Below are 22,477 nucleotides of genomic sequence, written 5' to 3'. Positions count from 1 at the left end.
CCGGAAGGTCCACCAGCTGCAGCGGCGTCTGCACGCCGAACAGGTTGACCATCGGCCCGAACGGCACGATCGAGAAGGCCAGGAACGCCGGCACCACCATGATGATCGGCGCCAGCAGGTAGAGCACGCGGTCCACCGTGCGCGGGAAGAGGTCCTCCTTCAGCCCCATCTTGATCGCGTCGGCGACCGACTGCAGCAGACCGAACTTACCGGCCCGGTTGGGGCCGTAGCGGTTCTGCATCCTGGAGATCAGCTTCCGCTCGAACCAGACCCCGAAGACGACGCCCAGCATCAGAAAGAGGAACAGCATCACCGCTTTGACGATGTGGACCCACAGCGGATAGGCCTTGTCGAAGTCGGCAAGGGTGGGATCGGCCGCGAGAACGCCTGTCATGACGTGGTTGCCCCTTCCTCCCCCGGCACTCGTTCGGTCCGGGAGCGGAAGGTCACGTTAGCCGGTGAGCCGATCGGTGTATTGAACGAATGCGAACAGCTGCTTCGGTGTCATCTGCGCCATCGCCCGGATCTCGCGGGAGAGGTGCGGCTGGTCGGCGTAACCACAGGCGACGGCCTCGTCCAGCGTGGCCGAGGGCCGTCTCCACGTGTCCACGGTCCGCTGGAATCGGGCAATCCTGGCTACCGTCTTGGGTGACAAGCCCACCACCCGGCGGAATCCGAGCTCGACATAGCGACGGCTGACGCCCAGCTCATCGGCGAGGGCCGCGATGGTGGGCGGGCCGTCCGGCTCCTGCAGCCGCCACCAGGCGTGCGTGATCAGGTCGTTGGGGCCGGCGTCGGGACACAGCCACGCGGTCAGCCGCTCCTCCAGCAGCCTGAAGCGGTCCGCCCAGCTCCCCGACGCGATCAGCCGATCGGTCAGCTCCGCGGCGCGGGTGCCGAGGAGGTCTTCCAGCTGCACGGTCGTGCCGGCCACCTCACGTAGGGGCGTTCCCGTCAGCGCCGACATCCCGGCCGGGGTGAGCCCGACCGCCATCCCGTGACGCCACGGCGTGTGGGCCGAGAACGTCGCGGTGGCGCGGGGACCGGTGACGATCGGGCCCATGCCGGTGAAGTCGATGATCAGAGTGGCCGCGTTGAGCGGCAGCATCCGGCTAGGGTGGGCGGGCTCTCCCGCCCGGGTGCGAAAGCCGGCCCACCCCAGCACGTACGGACGCAGGTGCGGCGGTGACACACGGGTGATCATCTCGTACGGCTGCGCCTGTTGCTGCGTGGGCAGCGAATGCATCGCCATCACACCAGCAAGACTGCCCTAGTCTCACCTGGGCCGTGGAATCGACTCCCTCCCATGGAGGGATGCTGTGTCGTGTCAGCGGCCGCGTCAGGACGGCGACGGCCCGGTATCAGGGCGGTCGCCGATCGTTGACCCCATGAACGGATCAGCGATCGCGGCCTCGGGGCTGCGAAAGGCCTACAAAGACAAGACCGTCCTCGACGGCATCGACCTGAATGTCCGGGCCGGCACGATCTTCGCCCTGCTCGGGCCCAACGGCGCCGGGAAGACCACGACCGTGAACGTGCTGACCACGCTGCTGGCCCCCGACGCCGGCAAGGTGGTCGTCGCCGGGCACGACGTGGTCACCGAGACCAAGGCGGTGCGCGCGGCGATCGGCGTCACCGGGCAGTTCGCCTCGGTGGACGACCTGCTCACCGGCGAGGAGAACCTGCTGCTGATGGCGGATCTCCTGCACATGCCCAGGCCGCAGGGCAATCGAGTCGCCGGCCGGTTGCTCGACCGGTTCGACCTGGGTGAAGCGGCGAGCAAGCCGGCGGCGTCCTACTCCGGCGGCATGCGCCGCAAGCTGGATCTCGCCATGACGCTGGTCGGCGAGCCGCAGATCATCTTCCTGGACGAGCCCACGACAGGACTCGATCCGCGCAGCCGCCGCACCATGTGGGAGATCATCCGGGAACTGGTCGCCGACGGTACGACCATCTTCCTCACCACCCAGTACCTCGAGGAGGCCGACCAGCTCGCCGACCGCATCGCCGTACTCGATCAGGGACGGCTGGTCGCCGAGGGCACGGCCGACGAGCTCAAGCGCCGGGTTCCCGGCAGCCACGTCCGGCTGCGGTTCACCGACCGGCACGCGCTCGACGTCGCGGCACAGATCCTGCACGCCTCCACCAGGGACGACGAAGAGCTGACCTTGCGGGTGCCCGGCGACGGCGGGGTGCGGTCCCTGCGCGCGCTGCTCGATCGGCTCGACGCGCACGCCATCGACGCCGATGAACTGTCGGTGCACACGCCCGACCTTGACGACGTCTTCCTTGCCCTGACCGGCCACGCGAACAAGAAGGTCAACGCACGATGAACACCATCTCAGACTCCGCGACCATGCTGCGGCGCAACTTCCGCCACACGCTGCGAAACCCCCTGGCACTGTTCAACGGCATCATCATGCCGATCGTTCTGATGTTCCTGATGGTCTACGTGCTCGGCGACGCGTTCAGCGTCGGCGTCAACTATGCCGATTACGCGACGCCGGGGTTGATCCTGACGACCATCTGCTACGGCGTCGGCCCCACCGCGGTCGCGGTGAACTCCGATATGACGACCGGATTCATCAACCGGCTTCGCGTCATGGACGTGTCCCGGGCCGCGGTGCTGAACGCGCACGTGATCGCGACCATGCTACGGAGCCTGGTGGCCATCACCCTCATCATCGGGGTCTCGTTCCTGATGGGATTCCGGCCGTCGGCGAGTTTCTCGCAGTGGCTCGGCGTGATCGGCATCGTCGTGCTGGCGGTGCTGGCGGTGCTGGCGATCGGCTGGCTGACCGTCGCGTTCGGTCTCGCGGCGAAGACGGCGGAAAGCGCGGGCATGGCCGCCGTCCCGCTGATGCTCCTTCCGTTCCTGAGCAGCGCCTTCACACCGGCCGACAAGATGGGGCCCGGTGTGCGGCAGTTCGCCGAGTATCAGCCGTTCACCCCGATCATCGAAACCCTGCGCGGGCTGCTGACCGGCGCGCCGTCGACGGGCTCGGCCGTCACGGCGATCGCCTGGTGCGTCGGCCTGGCGCTGATCGGCTACCTATGGGCGAGCGCGTCGTTCAAGAAGCGAGCGTGATTTCGGCCAGCTCGCGCCAATCCCGGCGCCGACCTTCGCGAGTCGCCTCGGTGAACACGGTTTCACCGAGGCGATTACGCGTGTCCACGGTGATCCTGGAAACCTCCGGCAGCGAGTGATCCGGCGTGCCGCGCACGCCTTCGCTCGCCGCGAGCAGCCGCGCGGCCTGCTCGTACTGTCCCTGGCGCAGCGCGAGATCCGCGATCCCGACCAACACCGCGGCGATCAGCGGTGGATACGCCGTCTTCACGGCGGCGCTGAACGCCTCGCTCCGATAGGCACGCGCCTGCTCGAGGTCCTCAGTGAGGTAGCCATGGAGGTCGCTGGTCCTGGCGTGGGTCAAGTCGGTCAGTTCCTCGTTGCCCGGCATCGCCCGCACGGTGTCCAGGTGCCGGCGTGCCTCGTCCGGCTCGCCGCGCCAGCACGCCAGCTGCGCCTTCACCAGCGCCAGGTCGGCGAGCGCGTCCGGCCAGGTCAACCCGCCCGCGCATCGCTGTGCTTCGGCCATGGCGGACGTGCTGGATCGCTCATCGCCGAGCAGCCAGTAGAGCTGAGCCTGCCGCGCGCGCAGGCTGACCACTTCCTCGTCCACGCCCAGCTCGGTGAGCGCCGTGACCGCCTCTTCGTAGTGCTCACACGCGCGTGCGAACTCGCCGCGCATGCCGAGCCGATCGGCCAGGAAGGTCAGCGCCAGCGAGATCCCCATCCGCTCGCCCAGCGTACGGAACTCGGCGAGGGCGATTTCGGCGTCGCTGTCCACGTCGGTCTCGTCGCCGCCGAGCGTGAGCCGGAAACGGCCACGCGTGAGCCTGGCCTGCGCGCGCACCCAGGGATCATCGTCGACGATCAGCGGATCCAACGCCGGCAGGAACCCCGTCGGCTCCTGCAGTATTCGCTTCCACAGCTCGACGAACCGAAGCATGGGGTGGTGGCCAGACCCGGTGCGCTGGGTGACCCGGTGCGCCTGGAGGATCCACTCCTCCGCCTGATACTGGTCGCGGCCGACCCCGGAGGTCAGGAACATCGTCACGACCGTGTACGCCAGCGCCCGCACCTCATCGGGCACCTCTCCGGGCAGGGAGGCCGCCGCGACGCTCAACTCGGCGCCCTCGGCCCTGTGCCCGCTGAGGAACCAATACCAGCCCGCGGCCCCGACCAGCCGCATCGCCTCCTCGGCCCATCCCCCGGCGATCGCTGCGCGCAGGGCCGCGCTGATGTTGTCGTGCTCGGCCTCGAGCGTGGCCAACCACTTCAGCTGCTCGGCCTGGCGCAGGTGCGGGTCGGCCGTCTCGGCCAGCTCGGTGGCGTAGGCGAGGTGCGCCCGGCGCGCGAGTTCGGTCTCCCCGGCTTCGTCGAGCCGGTGCGCCGCGTACTCCCTGATGGTGCCGAGCATCCGGTAGCGCGGCGTGTCCTCGCCGTCGGCGACCAGTAGCGATTTCTCGATCAACGCGGTCAGCAGGTCGAGCACGTGTTCGCCGGCGAACGTCTCGCCCCCGCACACCCGTTCGGCCGCTTCCAGGCTCGCCCCACCGGAGAACACCGAGAGCCGCCGCAGCACCCCACGTTCTGCCTCGGTGAGCAGGTCCCAGCTCCAGTCCACGACCGCGCGCAGCGTCTTGTGATGGGGCAGCGCCGTACGGCTGCCGCCGGTCAACAGGCGGAAGCGGTCATCGAGCCGGCGTGCCAGCTGGTCGATGGACATGGTGCGCAGCCGGGCCGCGGCCAGTTCGATCGCCAGCGGGATACCGTCGAGCGCCCGGCAGATCCGCACCATGGCCGCCAAGGTATCGGCGTCGGAGCCGATGTCCTTGCGCACCAGCTCCGCGCGGTCCCGCAGCAGCCGTACGGCGGGCGAGGACTCGGCCTCGGACGGGTCGGCACCCTTCGCGGGCAGCGCGAGTGGCTCGACCTGCCACAGCACCTCCCCGGTGATGCCGAGCGGTTCCCTGCTCGTGGCCAGAATCCGCAGCCTGCGGCACTCTCCGAGAAGCCGGTCCGCGAACGCCGCGGCCTCCTCGATCACGTGCTCGCAGTTGTCCAGGATCAGTAAGATCGTGCGCTCCCGGAGCGCGGCGATGAGCCGATCCATCGGTTCCCCACCCCGCGCATCGCCGAGCAACGGCTGGTCACGCAGGCCGATCGCGGTGAGGGCGGCCTGCGCCAGCTCACTGCCCGCGCGTACGGAGGCCAGTTCGACCAGCCACGCCCCATCCGGCAACTCGGTGAGCATCGTCCGCGCGGTCTCCGTGGCCAGCCTGGTCTTGCCGGAGCCACCCGGCCCCGTCAAGGTGACCAGCCGGTAGTTGAGGGACAGGCCACCGACCGCGGCGATGTCAGCGTCCTTGCCGACGAAGCTCGTCAGCTCGGCACGCAGGTTGATCCTGCCACTGTCCGCCCGCTCGCCCAGCTCGCCCCGGAGCAACGCGGTGTGCAGCGCGGAGAGCTCGGCCGATGGATCGGCGCCCAACTCCTCGGCGAGCAGCTCGCGCGTCCGCTGGTAGAGGGTCAACGCCTCGTTCCCACGCCCCGATTCGGCGAGCGCTCGCATCAGGGCCGCCACGAACCCCTCACGCAGCGGATACGTGGCCACCAGCTCGGTCAGCTCGGAGACCAGCTCCGAGCCGCGGCCGAGGCGAATATCTGCTTCCACCCGATCCCCGAGCGCGGCGACGTGGAGCTCGTCCAGCCGCGCGACCGCGGCGTCGAACGCCTCGCTGTCCTGCAGTGCGAGGTCCGCCATGGCCTTACCGCGCCACAGCGCCAGGCCCTCACGCAGCAGATCTGCCCGCGCCGCCGGCTCGGCGGTCCGGGCCTGACCGACCAAGTGCTCGAACCGGCTCACGTCCACGGCATCAGGAGCCACGGCCAGCCGGTAGCCGCCGGAGTCCGCCTCGATCACACCGTCCGGCAACACCCTGCGCAGCCTGGACACCAACGCCTGCAAGGCATTCACTTCGTCCGCGGGCGGCCGTTGCCCCCAGATCCAGTCCACCAGCCTGGCACGCGTGACGATCCGGCCGGGTTCGAGGGCGAGTGCGGCCAGCAATGCGCGCAGTCGAATCCCAGGAACCTCCACCACGGCCCCATCACCGTTCCGGACCTCGAACGGCCCGAGCAATCCGACTCGCACATCAGCCATTGTGCCGAACCGTGGCGAAACCGACGAACCGACGCCGAGCGCAAGCCGCAAACACCGCCGACCTTCATCGGACCGTTATCATCGCGGGCGGGGTGCCGGGCTCGGCGAGCTCGATGATGTTGCCCAGGTTGTCGGTGATGAAGGCGATGCGCTGACCGATCGCGGGCACGTCCATGGGCCCGCCGATCAGCGGCACGTCGCGGTCGCGCAACTGGGACACGGTCGCGTCGAGATCCTCGACGGCGAGGCAGAAATGGTGCAGGCGCTCCGGGTCCATGCTCGTGAGAATGTCGCGGGTCGGCGCCTCGCGGCGGTTCGAGGCGCCCGCGAGCAGCTCGATCTTGACGTCTCCGTTGACGATGAAGACGAACGTCGTGCCGTGGGATTCAAACCGCTGGTCAAGGACGAAACCGAGCTTGCTCGCGTACCACTGGAGGGTGGTGTCGAGATCCTCGGGCGTCACGCTGATGCCGACATGGTCGTGGGAGAAGGTCATGCTCATGTGAACGAGATTGGCTGTCGCCCGAGCCGGTAACCAGAGACGGTCCGGCGGGAGGACAGCTGATACCACCCTTGGAGGCCGCGTCGGAACGGGTGAAAATCCGGGGGCGGGGATCGAGGGTCGATCATGCCATCGTGTGATGAGCGTCGACATCGGGATACCCGAGGTGATCAGGATCAGCACGTAGCCCACGGGACTGTTCGTCAGGCCGAGTGAAATGAGCAGCTTGTACTGCGCGAGGAACATGGCGGGCGCAGGGATGATCATCACGGCGAGGATGACGAACGCGAACACGCCCTTGCCCGCGAAGTCGAGTCGCGCGAGCGCGTACCCGGCGAGGCTGGACACCAGCAGAATGTTCCCTGAGGCTCTGCAGCGATCCGGACAGCATCCACAGCAGGGGGAACAGCGCGATCAGTGCGGCGACGCTCAGCAGTCCGTACAGAGCGCACTTTACGTCTCGCGCACACTTGGCGGCCCGGCCCTCCCGTTCCCGCTCGGTGAGCAGGCATGCTGCACCGGCGGACAAGCCGAGCTGAACCGCGGCAGCCTCCGGGTCGACGGCGCGGCGGTCAGCGGTGTGGCAGTTTCCGCACCGCAGCGCCGGTTTGTCGGTGGGGCGATCTAGTGTCCCGGCCATGACTTCAGCGACGCAGGCGTACACGTACGCCGCGCCCTCCTCCCTTGTCGACGGTCGCCTCGGATTGGCGACCTCCGGCGGACGCGCCCTGTCCGGCCCGGCCGTGGCCCCCCGGTTCTTCAGCGGCGTGGTGACCCAGGCGGCACCCGCCGCAGCGGCCCTGCTCGGCGTCGCCGATGTGGCGCTGGCCCGCTACCACCAGCCGCAGGCGCGGCCCGGCTGGGTGCGCGACCCCGTGGTGACGTGCAACGGAGACCGGCTGCGGTTCGAATCGTTCTCGGCCTGTGGCGGCGTGTACGCCCGGCTTGATCTGCTGAACGACTCGCTCGACGGCGAGGTGTTCGACCGGGGCACCACCAACGTCGACGTGAACGCGCCGCTCCGGGAGTCGCTGGCACGCATCGGCCCGCGTGACCCCTTGCACCTGGGGGTAGGCCTCGACGAGCTGGTCGTGACCACGATGGACGGCGCGGTGGTGGAGAAGAAGGTGCCGCTGCCCGAGCGCTGGTTGCGCGGATTCGCCGAGGTGCAGGTCATCGCCTCGGGCATGGACCAGCGCGGTGAGCTGACCGGCATGGCGGCGGTGCGGTTCTTGCGCGGGCTGCCCAAGAAGGGCACGGTGTGGGTGGCGCAGGCGGGGCGTGAGCTGAAGGTCTCCGCCCGTCAGGTTCCGGGCTCGGTCCAGCTCGCCGGCCCCAACCGGCTCGGCACCCTCCTGCCGCTGCTGCGCTTCGCGAAGTCCCTCCGGGTGTACGGCCCGGCCGACGCCGCCTCCAGCGCCTGGGAGCTGGAGCTTCCGGGCATGCGTTACACGCTCACTCTCTCGCCCGAGCGCTGGCGTGGCTTCTCCGGCGAGGGCGCGGTGCTCGACGACCTGGCCAGCGACGAGGCCGAGAACGACGCCGACGTCGTGGGCATGCTGCTCAACTTCGAGCCCGAGGTCGAGATCGGCCTGCTGGCCGACCGAGCGGGCATCCCCGCCGACCGGGTGCGGGCCGCGCTGACGCAGCTCGGCGTCGCCGGCCGGGTCGGCTACGACCTGTCGGAGGCCGCCCACTTCCACCGTGAGCTGCCCTATGACAAGGACAACGTGAGCCTGCTCAACCCGCGGCTGGCCAAGGCGCGCAAGCTCGTCGACGCGGGTGCCGTGCACCTCGAAGGCGAGCTGGCCACCGTCCACACCTCGGGCGGCACGCGCCGGGTCTCGCTGGCCGACGGCTCCTGCACCTGCGAGTGGTGGTGGGACCATCGCGGTTCCCGTGGGCCGTGCAAACACGTGCTGGCCGCCAGGATCGTCGCCCGCGCCGCCGTGGAGGTCTCCCGATGACCCTCTGGACGGAGATCTGTGACCTGGTCACTCGCCACCAGATCACCCTGCTGGCCGACCGGCTGGTCACGCTCACCGAGGAGGAGCGCGCCGAGCTGGGCGGGCGGTTGCCCGGCCTCGTCAAGGAGCTGCGCCGCGCCCGCACCGAGCAGGTGCGCGCCCAGCATCCCGACGACTTCGAGGAGATGGCCTCCTGGGAGGTCGGCGACCTGCTCGACGAACTGGCCGGCGCGCTGCTGCTGACCGGCGTCGGCGTCATCACCGGCCCGGCGGCCGCCGTGCGGGTCAGAGCCACAGCCACAGGGCGAGGCCCATGGTGACGATGATGATCGACGCGCCGATGAGGACCTTCCCGAAGGCGGACACCGGTTTCAGCCTTCGGGAGGTGGGATCGAATCTCTGGAAGCGCCTGCGATGTGACGTCTTCCGGCCGTTGCCGTCATCCACGGGGCCGGTCATCCGGTCGAGGCCGGCTTTGATGTGGCCGGCGACGGGCCTTCCGGTCAGGCCCAGGCTGCGCACGGTGCCGCCCGCGAGCGTGTGGAGCAGCGTCGAGGCCGTTCCGGGTGCGGCCTCGGCCACGATGGCGAGCAGGAACGTCTGGGGAGGGCGGTCCAGGTCCCCGAGGATCTCCTCTATGTCAGCCGAGGTGAGCTGCCCGCGGTAGCTCACCCAGAGCACACTCTGGTAGTAGATGACGCTCTCCTCGGCGGCGCAGATGGAGCTGATCGCCTCGATGAGGTAGCGGTGCCGGGTCAGCGCGTATTTGACGGCCTCCATGGCCCGCGGATCGGTGGGCACGGCGCGGTGCTCGGCCTCGGCTATGGCGATGTCCAGCACCCTGCGGTTGCGGGACTGGACGGCGACGCGGAGCAACTCGTCCTCCGACATGTCGTCGAGGATCCTGCGCAGGTGCTCGCGGCCCAGCAGGCTCGCGATGAGCAGCTTGCCCGAGGGGGCGCAGGCAGGCAGGATCCGGCGCATCGCGGCGAGCAGCGCGGGCGGAAGATCGGGCTCCTCCCGGAACGGTCCACCCAGGTCGACCAGCATCTCCTCGACGTCGGCCGCATGCATCGCCGACCCGTACAACAGCCGGAGCAGGATCTCAAAGAAATGCCGCATGACGGACGAATCGGCCAGCCTTTCAGGCGGGCGGATGGGGTTCGCTCTGATGAACACCCGGTAGGTCTTACGATCGTGGTCCGCCACACGACCGCGAGCCCGCTGCGCCAGCTGCGCGTTGAGGACGGCGAGCCGCTGCCCGTCGGCGTTCGCGATGCTCTCACGGCATTGGTGCAGCAGCTGCTCGACCGAGGGCAGGGCGGCGGCGGGCTGCTCGGCCTGCGCAGGAAGCCGGGGAGAGGTACGGCCGCGGAGCAGCCTGGACGCGGCGGCGCGGTGGGAGGCGTCGTCGAAGTCGCGTGGTTCGGCCGCGGTCGTGAGCCACCTCATCAGCTCACAAAGGTCATCGCCCTGATAGCCCTCCAGTTCCCGCTTGTAGAACAGTGCCTGGGGCGGGATCGATCCCGCGGGGTCGCCAGCCTCCCAGGGCAGCTCCCAGGCCCCGTGGGTGGGGGGCACCTCGGCGAAGGAGAGGCGGATCCGATGCCGGGACGCACTGTTGGTCCAGGTGGAGACCGCCAGCGTGTGGCGGAACCCGTACGGGAGCAGCGCCGCCACCGCGTCCAGGAAGTCCAGCCGCTGGTCCAGGGTGAGATGGCCGGCCCGTACCATGCAGACGGACTGTCCGGTGAGCAGCAGCGCCGCCGCCCGCCGTGCCGTGCCGTTGACCTGGCCGGCGAGATGACGCTCGTCGTACGCCGCGAGGGAGAGCTGGAACGGCGCGTCGCCGGAGAAGTTCTCCTTCAACAGCGCCTCGTACAGGGCCCGGTACGAGAGCCTGGTCGACTCGGAGGCGACCTCCGCCCAGCGTACGCAGACGTAGTACGTCATCGCGTACGGGCGTTGGAAGCCGTCCTGGGAGTCCGGTTCGGTCTGCAGGGACAGCCCCAGCCAGGGCTCGCCGTCACGGTCGGAGAAGTAGTTGGTCGCCACCCGCGGGAGGGCCTTGGGCTCCATGGTCCCGGAGGTGAACGCCTTGAGCCACATGCCGAACTCCGCGTTGGTGATCGCCCCCGTGCTGCAGTCGATCACGCTGTAGTCGTCCAGGCTCTCCGGTGTCTTGCCGAGGATCGCCCAGTGGGCGGTCAGCCGTCCCATCGTCTGCTCCTCATCGCGCCGGGCCGGAGCATGCGGCCGAGCCAGATCACGGGCTCCATGACGTTCATGGGGCGGATGGCCCCACGGATCGTCAGTCCACCGCTTGCGTTGTCGATGACGTTCAGGAAGTCGTCCGGGTCGAAGCTGCCGAGATCCTCGTCGATGAACAGGCCCACTGACGAGGTCACGAAGTATCTGATGCGGTCCTGGTGGAAGAAGGCCTCGAGCAGGTCGAGGATCATCTCCGTGTTGTGGTCCTGGGCGTCCCGGCACAGCAGCCGGAAGAAGTCGCGGACCCGCTCCTCGGGCACATGGGGGATGCGCAACTCGTCGATGGGATCCCGCTCGGTGAACCCCGCTTCGATCGCGGTTCTCAACACCTTCGGGTCGTCGAACTTGGTGATGCAGACGGCGACGTAATGCGGGAGCTTGCCGTCCTGGTACGCGTCGTCGACGAGCATCCGCCCGGCGACCTCGTGCAGAGCGGCGTCCAGGTGTTTGAAGGCGTCACCTACCCGGGCCTCCCGGTCCGGGTCGAACATGTAGATCAGGCCGCGGCTCTTGACCAGGCTGTCGACCAGGGCCTTTTTGTCGATGTTCGACTCGGACTCCGCGTACAGGTCACCGCGCAGGTCCAAGAAGTCGAGCTTGATCTTCGGAGCCTTCCCCTCACGCGTCTCCCACGGCCACCACCAGCGTCTGCGCGGCGCCCCCGCCGGGCCGATGATCAGCCAGCTGTAGTGGGTGAGGGCCTCGGTCGGGGCCGGGAACGTACGCGTCTGCAGCAGCGTCGTTCGCAACTTCGCCAGCTCCATCCGGGACACCGGGTTCTCCCCGATGAGCCTCCAGCCCGCGTCGGGGGCCTTGTTCAGCGCGATGCTCAGCGCCGCCAGGAAGGCGGTCTTGCCGCTGCCCGAAGCACCCCACATGGCGATGTCAGGCGCGCGATCGCGCTCGGGATCGCCGGGGGCGGAGTCAGTGTCGACCACCGAGGTCCTCATTCTGGGAGTCGGAATTCTGGGAGACGAAGGGAAGGGCGAGCACGGCGGCAGGCGGTGTCACCAGGCCGAGCCGGAGCGCGAGTTCTTCCGCGTTCACCGCGTCCACCTGGAACAGCGCGGCCGAGCCGAGCCGATGCCAGGCAGACGAGGCAGTGGCGGGCGGACTGTCGCAGATGACCGCGCTCCTCAGGTCGTGGCGCTGTTCCATTTCGCGCAGCAGCGCCAGCCAGTCGTACCGCGCAGGGCAGGGGGGCACGCGGTCGAGGCCGGCCCGAGGCGGATGCGGAGGCCGCGCCCCGATGGTGAGCAGCGCCGTCCGCGTGTTGACCGGCTGCGGGAGCAATCGGGCGCTCACCTCCGCGAGCACGTCCTCGAGTTGGGCGGCGTTCGGGTAGGCCGGCGCGGTGGGCTGCAGGGACTCCAGGGCGGTCCGTGCCTGCGCCGCGGACGCGGACCAGACGGCCATGACCGGCCGGGTACGGTCCGCGTGCCGGGTGCCGAACACGTGGGTGCCATATCCCACGACGGACACCTGGAGCTGCCGGGGGTCGAGACGGCGCTCGGCGAGCAGGTCGATGACGTAGCCGGCCCAGTGGCAGCGGGCCTCGAACTCCTTCGCGGTCCCCGCCGTCTCTATGGCGCACACCAGGTGCGCGGGCCGGGGCGCGTAGTGCAGCCGCGACGGCAGCGTGGCCACCACGTCCGCCCACGGCAGGGTGTCCGGCCGGAGGCCGGGGATCCCGGGAAAGCGGACGACGCCGGGCCGCTCCAACACCGCCCGCAGCACATGCCGTCCGGGCGAAAGCGGCGCGTGGTCGACCGACACCAGCTCCGAAGGCTGGAGCGGCCCCGCCCAGGCGGAGATCGCGAGCAACATGCCGCCGGCGTCGGTGCACGTGACGGCCACCTGGGCGTCCTCCCCCGGCTTCGCACCGGGACCGAAGAGCCGTTGTCCCACCAGTTCGAGTCTGCGGTCGTCCGCCCGCTCACGCGCCATGATCAAGTCGTACACCTGGCGCAGCGCCGCGCCGGCGACCAGCTCACGGAGCAGGTCCCCGACCTTGGCCCCGGACACCTCGGCGACCTGGGCCGATGGCCGCCACTGCCGCAGTGCGCGCACGGCGGCCTCCTGCTCCGGCCCGTCGGCGCACCGCACGACCACCACCGGGTCCCCCTCGTCGGCGGAGATCAGATCCTGGGAGACCCGGAGCACCGCGTCGTGGACGTCATCGCCGGCGGCGGCCAAAGTGGACCACTTGGCGGCGGCCCTGCGTGTGTAGTACGTCGTGCCGACCTCATCGACGCGGACCTCGAAGATCCGTGTTCCGGCGGTGTCGATCTCCACGACCGCCAGCCGTTCCCTGAACGAGGCGATCAGATCGGCGAGATCCCCCCGCAACCCACCCTCTGCGAAATGGCTCAAGAATTTCCCCCACCAGTTTCGGACCCTTGCCTGGTACGAATTAATGTCCTTGGTGGAGTAAGTGATAGTAAAGGGGGATAGTCAAGCCTTTGTCCGTTTTCTGGTAGTTTGTAATCCTTCGTGACAGCACCGCATGGCGGGCGGTCAGGCCCTCTTGTTATAAATCATGATTGCCGGTTGTTTATGGTAGTCAGTGGATTACTCACGGGGTAGGGCGTGGAGCGCCCTGGTCCCTTCCTCCCGGAGCCGCGCATGGTCGGTAGATGGTTGATCGTCTTGTCGGGTGCCCGTCCGGACGTGCTGGACAGGTGCAGGGGGGAGCGTGCCAGGTTCCACGGCCTGGGTGGCGCCATCCTGACCACAGCCTGCATCGCCGCCATCTCCATGACATTCGCGTTAGCCTCGGCGCTCAAGGTGTTCCCGCCCCTCGCCGTCCTGATCGGCCTCGTCTGGGGCGTGGCGATTCTGAGCCTGGACCGCTGGCTCGTCACCTCCCTGCCGGCCCGAGGCGGAGGACGCCTGTGGCTCGCCCTGCCCCGGGTGCTGCTCGCGTTGCTGCTGGGGGCCGTCATCTCCACGCCCCTGGTGCTGCAGATCTTCAAACCCGAGATCGATGCCGAGATCGTCGACATCCAACAGGAGAAGGCCGACGCGTTCACCCGCGCACAGCAGGGCGGCGAGACCGGCCGGCGGATAGCCGCTCTGGAGAAGTCCGCGGCGGCTCTGGAAGGCGTGATCGCCTCCCGCGGGGAAAGTGCGCTCGATCCGGCGGCCGACCCCCGGATCCAGGAATTGAGCAAGTCGCGCGAGCGGGCGGTGAAGCAGCGGGACGCGTTCTACCAGGAATGGCAGTGTCAGCTGTACGTCGGGCCGCCCAAATGCGCGAAGAAGGGCTCCGGGCCGCTGGCGAAGGCGGCGGAGGAGGCGTACAAGAGCGCCCGCGATCGGGTGAATGACATCGACCGGCAGATCGAGCAGCGCAGGAAACGGCTCAGCGACACTCAGGAGGCCGGAAAGGCGAGCAGGCTGGCCCAGGCGGAGCAGGACCTGCGCAGCGTACAGACGGAGCTGGACAAACTGACAGAAGGGCAGGCACGGCTCAGATCCGGTTTCGCGGCCGAGATCCAGGGATCCGACGGCCTGCTGCTGCGGCTGGAGGCGCTCAGCAGGGTGTCGCAGAACAATCCGACCCTCACCCTGGCGAGGATCTTGCTGTTCCTGTTCATCCTGCTCATCGAGTGCCTGCCGGTCATCGTCAAGCTGATGCAGCGGCCGGGCAGTTACGACACGATCGTGGCCGCGTTGGAGAAGCGTGAGGTCAATGCGGCCATCGACCAGATCTACGAGGCGGACAGGAGGCCACGGCGCGCCGCCTGGCGGGAGGGCACGACCCGGCCGTACACCGCGGATGAGCCGCGTACCGGAGTCTTCCACGCGACCGATACGCCGTCCCCGCCCTCGCAGGAGCGCCACGAGGGCAGGAGCTTCGAGGACGAGGCGCTCCGCGGCCTCCGAGACAACCGCGCCTCCCGGCCGGCCGGGACGGGCGACGGCCCGCAGGCCGAGTACGCCGGAATGAACGATGATTGGTGAGCACGTCGCGGGCCGGTTCGTCATCGAGGCGCAACTCGGCAGCGGCGGCATGGGGCGGGTCTGGCGCGGCCGGGACAGCAAGCTCGGCCGCGTGGTGGCGCTCAAACAGGTACGCGCGGACGTCGGCCGCCTGCCCGAGCTCAGGGCGCGGGCAGAACGCGAGGCGCGGGCGCTGGCCCGGATCGACCACCCGGGCATCGTCCGCGTCCACGACGTGCTCGACGCCCCGGACGGCCCATGGATCGTGATGGACTACGTGCAGGGCGCCTTGCTCGGCGAGTTGATCGAGCGGGGACCCTTGTCCGAGCCCGCCGTGGTGCGGATCGGTGCCCAGGCGCTCGACGCGCTCGCCGCCGCGCACGCGGTAGGGGTGCTCCACCGCGACGTGAAGCCGGACAACATTCTGATCACCGCTTCTGGTGGGGTCGTCCTGGTGGACTTCGGGATCGCCGCCATCGAGGGTCACGAGCGCATCACCATGCTCGGTCACGTGATCGGCACCCCCGACTTCATCGCCCCCGAGCGGCTGCGAGGCACCCCGGCAGGCGAGGCGGCCGATCTGTGGTCGCTCGGTGCCACGCTCTACACGGCTCTGGAGGGACGTCCGCCGTTCCGCAGGGGCACCGAGGAGGCCACCAGGTTCGCGATCCTCACCTTTCCCCCGGACCCCATGACCCGGGCGGGCAGGCTCAAGCCGACGATCAACCGGCTGTTGACCAAGAGCCCGGCCACCCGGATGACGGCCGTTGAACTGGCGCGCATGCTGGAGCAGGCTGCCGGGCGCTCTCCCGGGGTGGAGCCGCGCCGGACGTCGCAAGGCCCTGTCACGAAACCGCCTGCGCCTCCCCAGGCGAACGGGGCTGGAGGGAACCGCTCCTCCGCAGGGAGCGACGGCCGAGGCGGGAACGGCTCGGGAGCGGGTGGCGGCGTGGCGGCGCAACGAGTGCGTCGGACGCTCGCCGGCGCCGGCGCCGCAGAAAGAGGTTCGATGGTCCTCACGCTGCCCGCGGCCGATGCGGCGGTGCTCCTCGCCGAGCAGGGGCAGCTGTTCTCGACCGCCGCAGTGGAGGAGATGTGCCGCCAGGCGGCGACGTGCGCGAAGATCCTGCAGATGTTGCTCCCGCGCCACGTGGGCCGGCTGCTGGACCAGGTACGCGACCCCAGCCTCGTGGCCGGGGTCGTGCTGGCGATGGACCCCCACCACCGCGGACGCGTGCTCGGTCACATGCACGATCGGCATTCCGCTGCGGCCATCGAGGCGATGGCGGCCGTCGATAGCCGGCAGACCGGCCTCGCCCTCGCCGCGATGCCGGAGGACCCGGCCGGTCAGGCGCTCAGTCGCCTTCCATCCGCCACGATCGCCGGGGTGCTCGTGCATTGCCGGCCTTCCTGCCGCGACCGCCTGCTGCCCCTGCTACCGTCCGCGACCCGCGGCGACGTCGAGCGCAGACTCGCCGCCGAGGGATAGCCGCCTGATTCGTCCTCTCGCTGGTGGCGGTTCTGGTCTGCGTGCGCCGCGTGGATCTGCCAGACGTGAATGAAGGCCGGCAAGCGGCGTTGGTAGACGTCGGTCACCAGGGCGATCAGGATGACGGGACGGGGCCCGTCGAGTCGCGGACGCTGAGGGTCGTCGCCAGTTGGAGGTGCCGGGAGGCGGGCTGGACACCGTCCGCCATGCGCAGGACGGTCTCGACGGCCATCCGGCCCATGCCGACGAGAGGTTGCCGGACGGACGTGAGCCGGGGCGTGGTCCACTCGGTCTGCGGTGTGTCGTCGAACCCCGTGACCGACAGCTCGCTCGGGACGGTGATGTGAAGCTCCTTGGCCGCGGCGAGGACCCCGACGGCGATCTCGTCGTTGCCTGCGATGATCGCGGTCGGCCGCTCGTCGAGCGCGAGGAGGTCATGGCCGTGCCGGAGTCCCGCCTCGACGGAGAACGCCTCGTGGCGGATCATGGCGCGGTCCGGCGTGATGCCGGCCGAGTCAAGCGCGGCCTGGTAGCCGTGGAAGCGTTCGAGTGAGGGGGCAGAGCCCAGGGGGCCGCCGACCCAGGCGATCCTGCGGTGGCCGAGCTTGATGACGTGCTCGGTCGCCGAGCGACCGCCCGCCCAGTTGGTGGAGCCGATGCTGACGAGACGTGATTCGGACGTATCGATGGGGTCGATCGTCACGACGGGCACCTCGAGATTCTCCGCGGCGAGGAGCATCGGGTCGGGCACGGCGACGGCGAGCGCGATGATGCCGACGACACCGGCGGCCTTCTGCTCCTCCATCCAGGCGCGCGCCGCCGTACGGCTCGTGCTGATCGGCTCGTCGGGCGGCAGGCGAAGGAGGAGCTCGGCCTGCGCCGAGGTCGCGGCCGCGAGGATGCCCTGGAGCACCGTTCCGGCGTAACGGGACTCCACGATGTCGAGCACGGTGACGAGGGTGCGCTCTCGCGGATGCTGGTGTCGCGCCGCCGTCGGCTTGTAGCCGATCTCGGCCATGGCTCCGAGCACCAGGTCGCGTGTCTTCGCCCCTACATCGCCGCGCCCGTTGAGAACCTTCGAGGCGGTCGCCGGCGAGACGCCGGCCAGTCGGGCGACATCCGCCAAGGTGGCTCGCTCGGAACGACCTCGCCGTCGCATCAGGGCTCCCTTCAGGCTTCGAAATTATTTCGAAACCTACCACGAACCCTTCTGGCCGGGCTGCCACCCGTTGACACAGGACAGGCGCGACACTTAATGTCCTCGAGATCGCCGAACAAGTTGCGAAATATTTTCGGGACCGGTTCAGGAGGAGAGGAGAGGCCATGCGGCTGCCCATTCCCCTCCCCCGTGAACGATTTCGTGAAGAGAAGTGAGGCCATGAAGAGCAACCCCCGGTTCCTGATCAACGGCGAGCTGCCTGACGAGAGCGCGCTCCCGCACGTCTGGAGCAGGTGTATCGGCGCCGGGCGGGCGAACGAGGCGCTGCGCGCGGACTGGCGACAGCAGTTCGCCGAGGTCGTCGCCGCGGCGGGAATCGAGTACATCCGCTTTCACGGCGTCTTCCACGACGACATGTTCGTCTACCGGGAGAGTTACGGCGGCGGTTTCGGCCCGGACGCGCCCCTCCCCTCGCCCGTGTACACCTTCAGCTACGTCGACAAGGTCTTCGACTTCCTCCTGGACTGCGGCGTCCGGCCCTTCGTCGAGCTGGGCTTCATGCCGCGCGAGCTGGCGACGCAGACCGAGACCGTGTTCTGGTGGGGCGCTCACTGCAGCCCGCCCAAGGACATGGCGCGCTGGGTCGAGCTGGTCACGAGGTCGGTCGAGCACTGGATCGACCGGTACGGCCTCACCGAGGTGCGGGAGTGGCGCTTCGAGGTGTGGAACGAGCCGAACTTGGTCCCGCACTTCTGGACCGGCACGAAGACCGAGTACTTCGAGCTCTACGAGCAGACCGTGCGGGCGATCAAGAAGATCGATCCGGCTTTGAAGGTGGGCGGGCCCTCGACGAGCGTCTTCGTGCCCGACGACCGCTACAAGGGCGAGAGCGAGGATCGCTCCGCGGCGCTCGAGACGGCCGGCGCGGCCGACGTGGACGCGCTCGACTGGCGCCCGGTCTGGATCGAGGACTTCATTACCTGGTGCGCGGAGCGCGAGCTCCCGATCGACTTCATCTCGACCCACCTGTACCCCGCCGACTTCGCGTACGGCGCCGACGGCGAGGCCGTGCACATCACCCGGTACGCCGATGCCACATTCGACGACCTGACCCTGCTGCGCAAGCTCGTGCAGAACAGCGCGTATCCCGAGGCGGAGATCCACATCAGCGAGTGGTCGACGTCGCCGTCGGCCCGCGACTTCATCCACGACACGCTGCTCGCGGCGACCTACATCACGCGGGCGTACCTGAAATGCGCGACCCTCGCCGACTCCATCGCCTACTGGACCTTCACGGACGTGTTCGAGGAGGGAGGCGCCGGCATCGGACCGTTTCACGGCGGATTCGGCCTCGTGAACGAGGCGGGCATTCACAAGCCCACCTTCCACGCGTTCACCATGCTGGAACGGCTCGGCGACCGGCTGCTCCTCGCAACGTCCGACGGGGTCGTGACCCGTGACAGCCGGACGTCGGCCGTGTCGGCGGTGTTCTTCAACTATCCCGAGGACATGGCCATGAGGGGTCTCAGCTCGCAGAACGCGTACCCGGCGACACGCACGCTGGCCGAGATGGGGCCGAGCCGCAGGATCCACCACTCGATCGGCGGCCTGGAGCCTGGCACGACGTTCCTCGTCGAGGTCCTGGACTGGGAGCACGGGAACGTCGCCGAGGCCTGGTATCAGCTCGGGTCCCCTCTCAACCCGTCCCCGGCCGAGAGCGAGTACCTGAGCAAAGTCGCCGACTCGCTCGTCAGATTCACACTGACCGTGCCCGACAACGGTGTGCTGAACCTCGATGTCGAACTGACGCCCTGGGCGGTGATGTCGTTGAGTCAGTCGGCATGACCGCGCCACGGCCTTCAGGGGTGCAGGGCGCGCGCACGCCCACTCCCCCGACCGGCGCCTGCCAGGTAACCTACACACCCAGCACCTGGAACAACGGGTTCACCGCCGCCAACACCGGCACGGCCGCCGTCAACGGCTGGACGCTGACCTGGGCCTGGCCGGGCAACCAGCAGATCACCAACGCCTGGAACGCCACCGTCACCCAGCAAGGCGCCCAGGTGACCGCGCGCAACGCCCCTACAACGCCACCGTCGCCGCCGGAGCCGCCGTCACCTTCGGCTTCCAGGCCACCTACAGCGGCACGAACACGGCACCCGCGCAGTTCGCCCTCAACGGCACAGCCTGCTCCCCCGCCGCCTAAATGCCGCTGGAACCCCACACCCGGACCGTGGCCTTCACCGACGTGGTCCAGTCATGGCCGCCCGCCTTGCCGGTCAGGACCGCGGTACCCATGGGCTCGTCCGCGCCCGGGGTGACCGTGAACTCGGCAGTGCGTTCCGAGCCGGGGCTCAGGGGCCCCAGCACGACCTGGGCGGGCGTGACGCTCCACCCGTCCGGAGCCTCGACGGACACCGTGGACGAAGGGGCCAGCGGCATCTCGATCGCCCGGACGGTGACGGTGACCTTGGCCTCCTGACCCGGGATCACCTCGGCCGGTGCGCCGAGCCGGACCTTCTGCAAGCTGTACGCGCGATAGGTGTGGCCGGCCTTCCCGGTGAGCGCGATCAGGTCGGGGCCGACCTTCCTGGTGCGAGCCTGGCCGCCGCTGATGGCGTCGACCACCTTGAAGCGCCCGGTGAACATCTCGGCGCGTACTCTCACGGTGCCGTCGCGATCGGGCGTGACCAGGAACTCGTCGGCCTGCCCTTCGCTCCATGCCGCGCCGACGGTGTGACCGCCACGACCCCGAAGGCCCTTCACCCGTCCCTTCGGCCAGGCCGCCGGCAGCGCCGGCAGCAGGTGCAGCTCACTGTTGTGGCTGTGCAGCAGCATCTCGGCGATGCCGGACGTGGCGCCGAAGTTGCCGTCGATCTGGAACGGAGGGTGCAGGTCGAACATGTTCGGCGCGAGCCTGGCCGGTGTGACGAGGGCGCGGACCAGGTCGTGCGCCCGCGTACCCTCCTCCAGCCTGGCCCAGTAGTTGATCTTCCAGGCCAGCGACCAGCCCGTCCCGTCGTCGCCGCGCAACTCCAGCGTCCGGCGCGCGGCCTCGAACAGCTCGGGTGTGTCGCGCTTGGTGATCTGATGGCTGGGATGCAGGCCGTACAGGTGTGAGACGTGCCGGTGGTTGCGCTCGGTCTCCACCCAGTCGTAGAGCCATTCCTGGATGTTGCCGCGGGAGCCGATCTTCATCGGCGCCAGCCGCTCGCGGGCGGTCTCGACCTTGGCCCGGAAGTCCGCGTCCACGCCGAGCACCTTGCCGGCCTCGGCGCAGCCGTCGAACAGGTCACGCAGGATCTGCATGTCCATGGTGGGGCCGGCGGCCACGCTGGCATTCGGGTGGTGGCTGAGCTCGGGTGAGTTGGACGGGTTCGTGACCAGCCAGCCGAGTGACGGCTCCGGTATCAGGGTGTCGAGGAAGAACTGGGCGGCGCCCTTCATGGCCGGGTAGTTCGCGCGCAGGAAGCCGGCGTCGCCGGTGAACAGGTAGTGATCCCAGATCAAGCCGGCCAGCCAGGCGCCGCCGGTCTGCCACATGCCCCAGAACGCGGCGTCGACGACCGAGGTGGCCCGCCATGCGTCGGTGTTGTGATGGGTGACCCAGCCGCCCGCCCCGTACTGTGCCTCGGCGGTGCGGGCGCCGGTCACGGTGAGGTCCTTGATCATGTCGAACACCGGCGCGTAACACTCGGACAGGTTCGTCGAGTCGGCGGGCCAGTAGTTCATCGGGAGGTTGGCGTTGATGGTGTACTTCGAGTCCCACGGCGGGCGCATCTGGTCGTTCCAGATGCCCTGCAGGTTGGCCGGCTGGGTGCCGGGCCGTGAGGAGGAGATCAGCAGGTATCGGCCGAACTGGAACAGCAGCGCGGCGAACTGCGGGTCGTCGGTGTCCGCATGCTGCGCGATGCGGACGTCGGTCGGCTGGTCGGCCGCCGCGGTGCGGCCGAGGTCGAGCGTCGTGCGCCCGAACAGGCGCTGGTAGTCGGCCACATGCCGGCCGCGCAGCTTGTCGTAGGGCCGCTTGAGGGCGGCGTCGAGGTGCTTCCTCGCGATGCCCTGGTAGTCGCCGCCGACATCCTGGTAGTTCACGTAGCTGGAGCCGATGGAGATCAGCAGTGTCACACTGTCGGCGGCGGACACCTGCAGAGTGCCGCCGGAGCTGGTGACGCTGCCGCCTTCGGCGACGGCCCGGGCCAGTGCCAGGAACCGGACCGAGCCGGTCACCCCTTCCATGTCGCCCGAGACGCCGTCGAGTGCCACGGTGGTCGCGTCCGGGCTGGAGCGGGTCGTCCGCTGCGGGCTGTCGAACGTCGCCGAGAACGTGAGGGAGCCGGGCCGGTCGGCGGTCAGGCGGATGGCGATCACCTGGTCCGGCGCGCTCGCGAACACCTCGCGCCGGTACCGCACGCCGTTCAGGACGTAGGTCACGGACGTCGTGGCGGTGGTGAGATCCAGCTGGCGGTTGTACTCCGACGCCCCGGCGGCGCTGCCGAAGCCGAGCTGGAGATTGCCGACGGGCTGGTAGGCCAGCTGGCCTGCGGGCTTGCCGAGCATCGTCTGGTTGATCAGGTCCTGGGCCTGGATCCACTGGTTCTCGAAGACCAGCCGCCGGATCTCCGGCAGCGCCTGCGCGCCCTTCGGGTTGCTCTGGTCGTACGGTCCGCCGGCCCAGACGGTGTCCTCGTTGAGCTGCAGGCGCTCGGTGTCGACGTTGCCGAACACCATGGCGCCCAGACGGCCGTTGCCGATCGGCAGCGCGCGGAGCCAGTCGGTGCCGGCGGCTTCGTCGTACCAGAGGGCCAGGTCGTTGGCGGCGCGCACCTCTGGGGGCGGTGCCGAGGCGGCCCGGGCGACCGCCGTCCATTGCACCGGCAGCAGGAGCGCACCGGCTCCGGCTGTACCGAGCTTCAT

Annotated in this window: 16 protein-coding genes and 1 pseudogene; 8 read left to right on the top strand and 9 right to left on the bottom strand. The window is 69.3% G+C overall.

Annotated elements, in window-relative coordinates; all coding sequences use genetic code 11:
• Positions 1–394, bottom strand: a 394-nt coding sequence (locus ACTWQA_RS27925) for an NADH-quinone oxidoreductase subunit H (RefSeq protein WP_443162031.1), incomplete at its 3' end; no start/stop codon positions are given.
• A gap of 57 nt (positions 395–451) precedes the next feature.
• On the bottom strand, positions 452–1,252 hold the full coding sequence (locus ACTWQA_RS27920; RefSeq protein ID WP_443162030.1) for a helix-turn-helix transcriptional regulator: 801 nt from the start codon (positions 1,250–1,252) through the stop codon (positions 452–454).
• Positions 1,253–1,388: 136 nt separating this feature from the next.
• Here ACTWQA_RS27920 and ACTWQA_RS27915 point away from each other — a divergent pair, with 136 nt between their 5' ends.
• Both ACTWQA_RS27915 and ACTWQA_RS27910 read left to right on the top strand, forming a co-directional pair.
• Entirely contained in the window at positions 1,389–2,333 is a 945-nt protein-coding gene (locus tag ACTWQA_RS27915) for an ATP-binding cassette domain-containing protein (RefSeq protein WP_443162029.1), read from the top strand.
• Complete coding sequence (locus tag ACTWQA_RS27910) at positions 2,330–3,088, top strand: ABC transporter permease (protein ID WP_443162028.1); 759 nt, start codon at positions 2,330–2,332, stop codon at positions 3,086–3,088. The genes ACTWQA_RS27915 and ACTWQA_RS27910 overlap by 4 nt, the downstream gene beginning before the upstream one ends.
• Here ACTWQA_RS27910 and ACTWQA_RS27905 read toward each other — a convergent pair.
• Together ACTWQA_RS27905 and ACTWQA_RS27900 are read right to left on the bottom strand one after the other, a co-directional pair.
• Complete coding sequence (locus ACTWQA_RS27905) at positions 3,072–6,227, bottom strand: BTAD domain-containing putative transcriptional regulator (RefSeq protein WP_443162027.1); 3,156 nt, start codon at positions 6,225–6,227, stop codon at positions 3,072–3,074. The two genes, ACTWQA_RS27910 and ACTWQA_RS27905, sit on opposite strands and share 17 nt — an antisense overlap.
• A gap of 64 nt (positions 6,228–6,291) precedes the next feature.
• A complete protein-coding gene (locus tag ACTWQA_RS27900) occupies positions 6,292–7,077 on the bottom strand; it encodes a VOC family protein (protein ID WP_443162026.1) in 786 nt (261 codons plus the stop codon).
• Positions 7,078–7,367: 290 nt separating this feature from the next.
• Between ACTWQA_RS27900 and ACTWQA_RS27895 the strand changes: the two genes are divergently transcribed.
• Both ACTWQA_RS27895 and ACTWQA_RS27890 read left to right on the top strand, forming a co-directional pair.
• Positions 7,368–8,696 (top strand): SWIM zinc finger family protein, encoded by a 1,329-nt coding sequence (locus ACTWQA_RS27895; protein ID WP_443162025.1) that lies wholly within the window; start codon positions 7,368–7,370, stop codon positions 8,694–8,696.
• Positions 8,693–9,016 carry a hypothetical protein gene (locus ACTWQA_RS27890; protein WP_443162024.1) on the top strand — a complete coding sequence of 108 codons (324 nt, stop codon included), beginning with the start codon at positions 8,693–8,695 and terminating at the stop codon, positions 9,014–9,016. Before ACTWQA_RS27895 ends, ACTWQA_RS27890 begins: the two co-directional genes overlap by 4 nt.
• Here the strand turns inward: ACTWQA_RS27890 and ACTWQA_RS27885 are convergent.
• From ACTWQA_RS27885 to ACTWQA_RS27875, 3 genes are read right to left on the bottom strand one after another with little or no spacing between them, the layout of a single operon-like run.
• Positions 8,982–10,916: a hypothetical protein gene (locus tag ACTWQA_RS27885; RefSeq protein WP_443162023.1), complete on the bottom strand. Its 1,935-nt coding sequence runs from the start codon at positions 10,914–10,916 to the stop codon at positions 8,982–8,984. The two genes, ACTWQA_RS27890 and ACTWQA_RS27885, sit on opposite strands and share 35 nt — an antisense overlap.
• Positions 10,904–11,905 carry a hypothetical protein gene (locus ACTWQA_RS27880; protein ID WP_443162022.1) on the bottom strand — a complete coding sequence of 334 codons (1,002 nt, stop codon included), beginning with the start codon at positions 11,903–11,905 and terminating at the stop codon, positions 10,904–10,906. The genes ACTWQA_RS27885 and ACTWQA_RS27880 overlap by 13 nt, the downstream gene beginning before the upstream one ends.
• Positions 11,892–13,340, bottom strand: coding sequence for a hypothetical protein (locus ACTWQA_RS27875; protein ID WP_443162021.1), 1,449 nt, complete (start codon positions 13,338–13,340; stop codon positions 11,892–11,894). Before ACTWQA_RS27875 ends, ACTWQA_RS27880 begins: the two co-directional genes overlap by 14 nt.
• Positions 13,341–13,592: 252 nt before the next feature.
• On the opposite strand from ACTWQA_RS27875, the gene ACTWQA_RS27870 reads away from it, so the two are divergent.
• Both ACTWQA_RS27870 and ACTWQA_RS27865 read left to right on the top strand, forming a co-directional pair.
• Complete coding sequence (locus tag ACTWQA_RS27870; RefSeq protein WP_443162020.1) at positions 13,593–14,933, top strand: DUF4407 domain-containing protein; 1,341 nt, start codon at positions 13,593–13,595, stop codon at positions 14,931–14,933.
• Positions 14,923–16,401, top strand: a complete 1,479-nt coding sequence (locus tag ACTWQA_RS27865; RefSeq protein ID WP_443162019.1) for a serine/threonine-protein kinase — start codon at positions 14,923–14,925, stop codon at positions 16,399–16,401. Before ACTWQA_RS27870 ends, ACTWQA_RS27865 begins: the two co-directional genes overlap by 11 nt.
• 115 nt (positions 16,402–16,516) lie before the next feature.
• Here the strand turns inward: ACTWQA_RS27865 and ACTWQA_RS27860 are convergent, their stop codons facing one another.
• Positions 16,517–17,560, bottom strand: coding sequence for a LacI family DNA-binding transcriptional regulator (locus tag ACTWQA_RS27860; RefSeq protein WP_443162018.1), 1,044 nt, complete (start codon positions 17,558–17,560; stop codon positions 16,517–16,519).
• 219 nt (positions 17,561–17,779) lie between these two features.
• Here ACTWQA_RS27860 and ACTWQA_RS27855 point away from each other — a divergent pair, with 219 nt between their 5' ends.
• Positions 17,780–19,405, top strand: a complete 1,626-nt coding sequence (locus ACTWQA_RS27855; protein WP_443162017.1) for a GH39 family glycosyl hydrolase — start codon at positions 17,780–17,782, stop codon at positions 19,403–19,405.
• Positions 19,402–19,766: pseudogene (locus tag ACTWQA_RS27850) on the top strand (cellulose binding domain-containing protein). Before ACTWQA_RS27855 ends, ACTWQA_RS27850 begins: the two are co-directional and overlap by 4 nt.
• On the opposite strand, the gene ACTWQA_RS27845 reads toward ACTWQA_RS27850, so the two are convergent.
• Positions 19,763–22,477 (bottom strand): glycosyl hydrolase family 95 catalytic domain-containing protein, encoded by a 2,715-nt coding sequence (locus ACTWQA_RS27845; RefSeq protein WP_443162016.1) that lies wholly within the window; start codon positions 22,475–22,477, stop codon positions 19,763–19,765. The pseudogene ACTWQA_RS27850 and the gene ACTWQA_RS27845 overlap by 4 nt on opposite strands.

The organism is Nonomuraea sp. 10N515B, assembly GCF_052245915.1.
GTDB lineage: Bacteria > Actinomycetota > Actinomycetes > Streptosporangiales > Streptosporangiaceae > Nonomuraea.
Note: the sequence above shows the minus strand (reverse complement) of the source record. Positions and strands in the feature narration are given on the sequence as shown.

Coding starts and splice junctions, on each gene's coding strand:
- ACTWQA_RS27910 (WP_443162028.1), top strand. CDS start 2,330: ATGAACACCATCTCAGACTCCGCGACCATGCTGCGGCGCAACTTCCGC.
- ACTWQA_RS27920 (WP_443162030.1), bottom strand. CDS start 1,252: ATGGCGATGCATTCGCTGCCCACGCAGCAACAGGCGCAGCCGTACGAG.
- ACTWQA_RS27895 (WP_443162025.1), top strand. CDS start 7,368: ATGACTTCAGCGACGCAGGCGTACACGTACGCCGCGCCCTCCTCCCTT.
- ACTWQA_RS27860 (WP_443162018.1), bottom strand. CDS start 17,560: ATGCGACGGCGAGGTCGTTCCGAGCGAGCCACCTTGGCGGATGTCGCC.
- ACTWQA_RS27855 (WP_443162017.1), top strand. CDS start 17,780: ATGAAGAGCAACCCCCGGTTCCTGATCAACGGCGAGCTGCCTGACGAG.
- ACTWQA_RS27890 (WP_443162024.1), top strand. CDS start 8,693: ATGACCCTCTGGACGGAGATCTGTGACCTGGTCACTCGCCACCAGATC.
- ACTWQA_RS27915 (WP_443162029.1), top strand. CDS start 1,389: ATGAACGGATCAGCGATCGCGGCCTCGGGGCTGCGAAAGGCCTACAAA.
- ACTWQA_RS27870 (WP_443162020.1), top strand. CDS start 13,593: ATGGTCGGTAGATGGTTGATCGTCTTGTCGGGTGCCCGTCCGGACGTG.
- ACTWQA_RS27885 (WP_443162023.1), bottom strand. CDS start 10,916: ATGGGACGGCTGACCGCCCACTGGGCGATCCTCGGCAAGACACCGGAG.
- ACTWQA_RS27865 (WP_443162019.1), top strand. CDS start 14,923: ATGATTGGTGAGCACGTCGCGGGCCGGTTCGTCATCGAGGCGCAACTC.
- ACTWQA_RS27845 (WP_443162016.1), bottom strand. CDS start 22,477: ATGAAGCTCGGTACAGCCGGAGCCGGTGCGCTCCTGCTGCCGGTGCAA.
- ACTWQA_RS27905 (WP_443162027.1), bottom strand. CDS start 6,227: ATGGCTGATGTGCGAGTCGGATTGCTCGGGCCGTTCGAGGTCCGGAAC.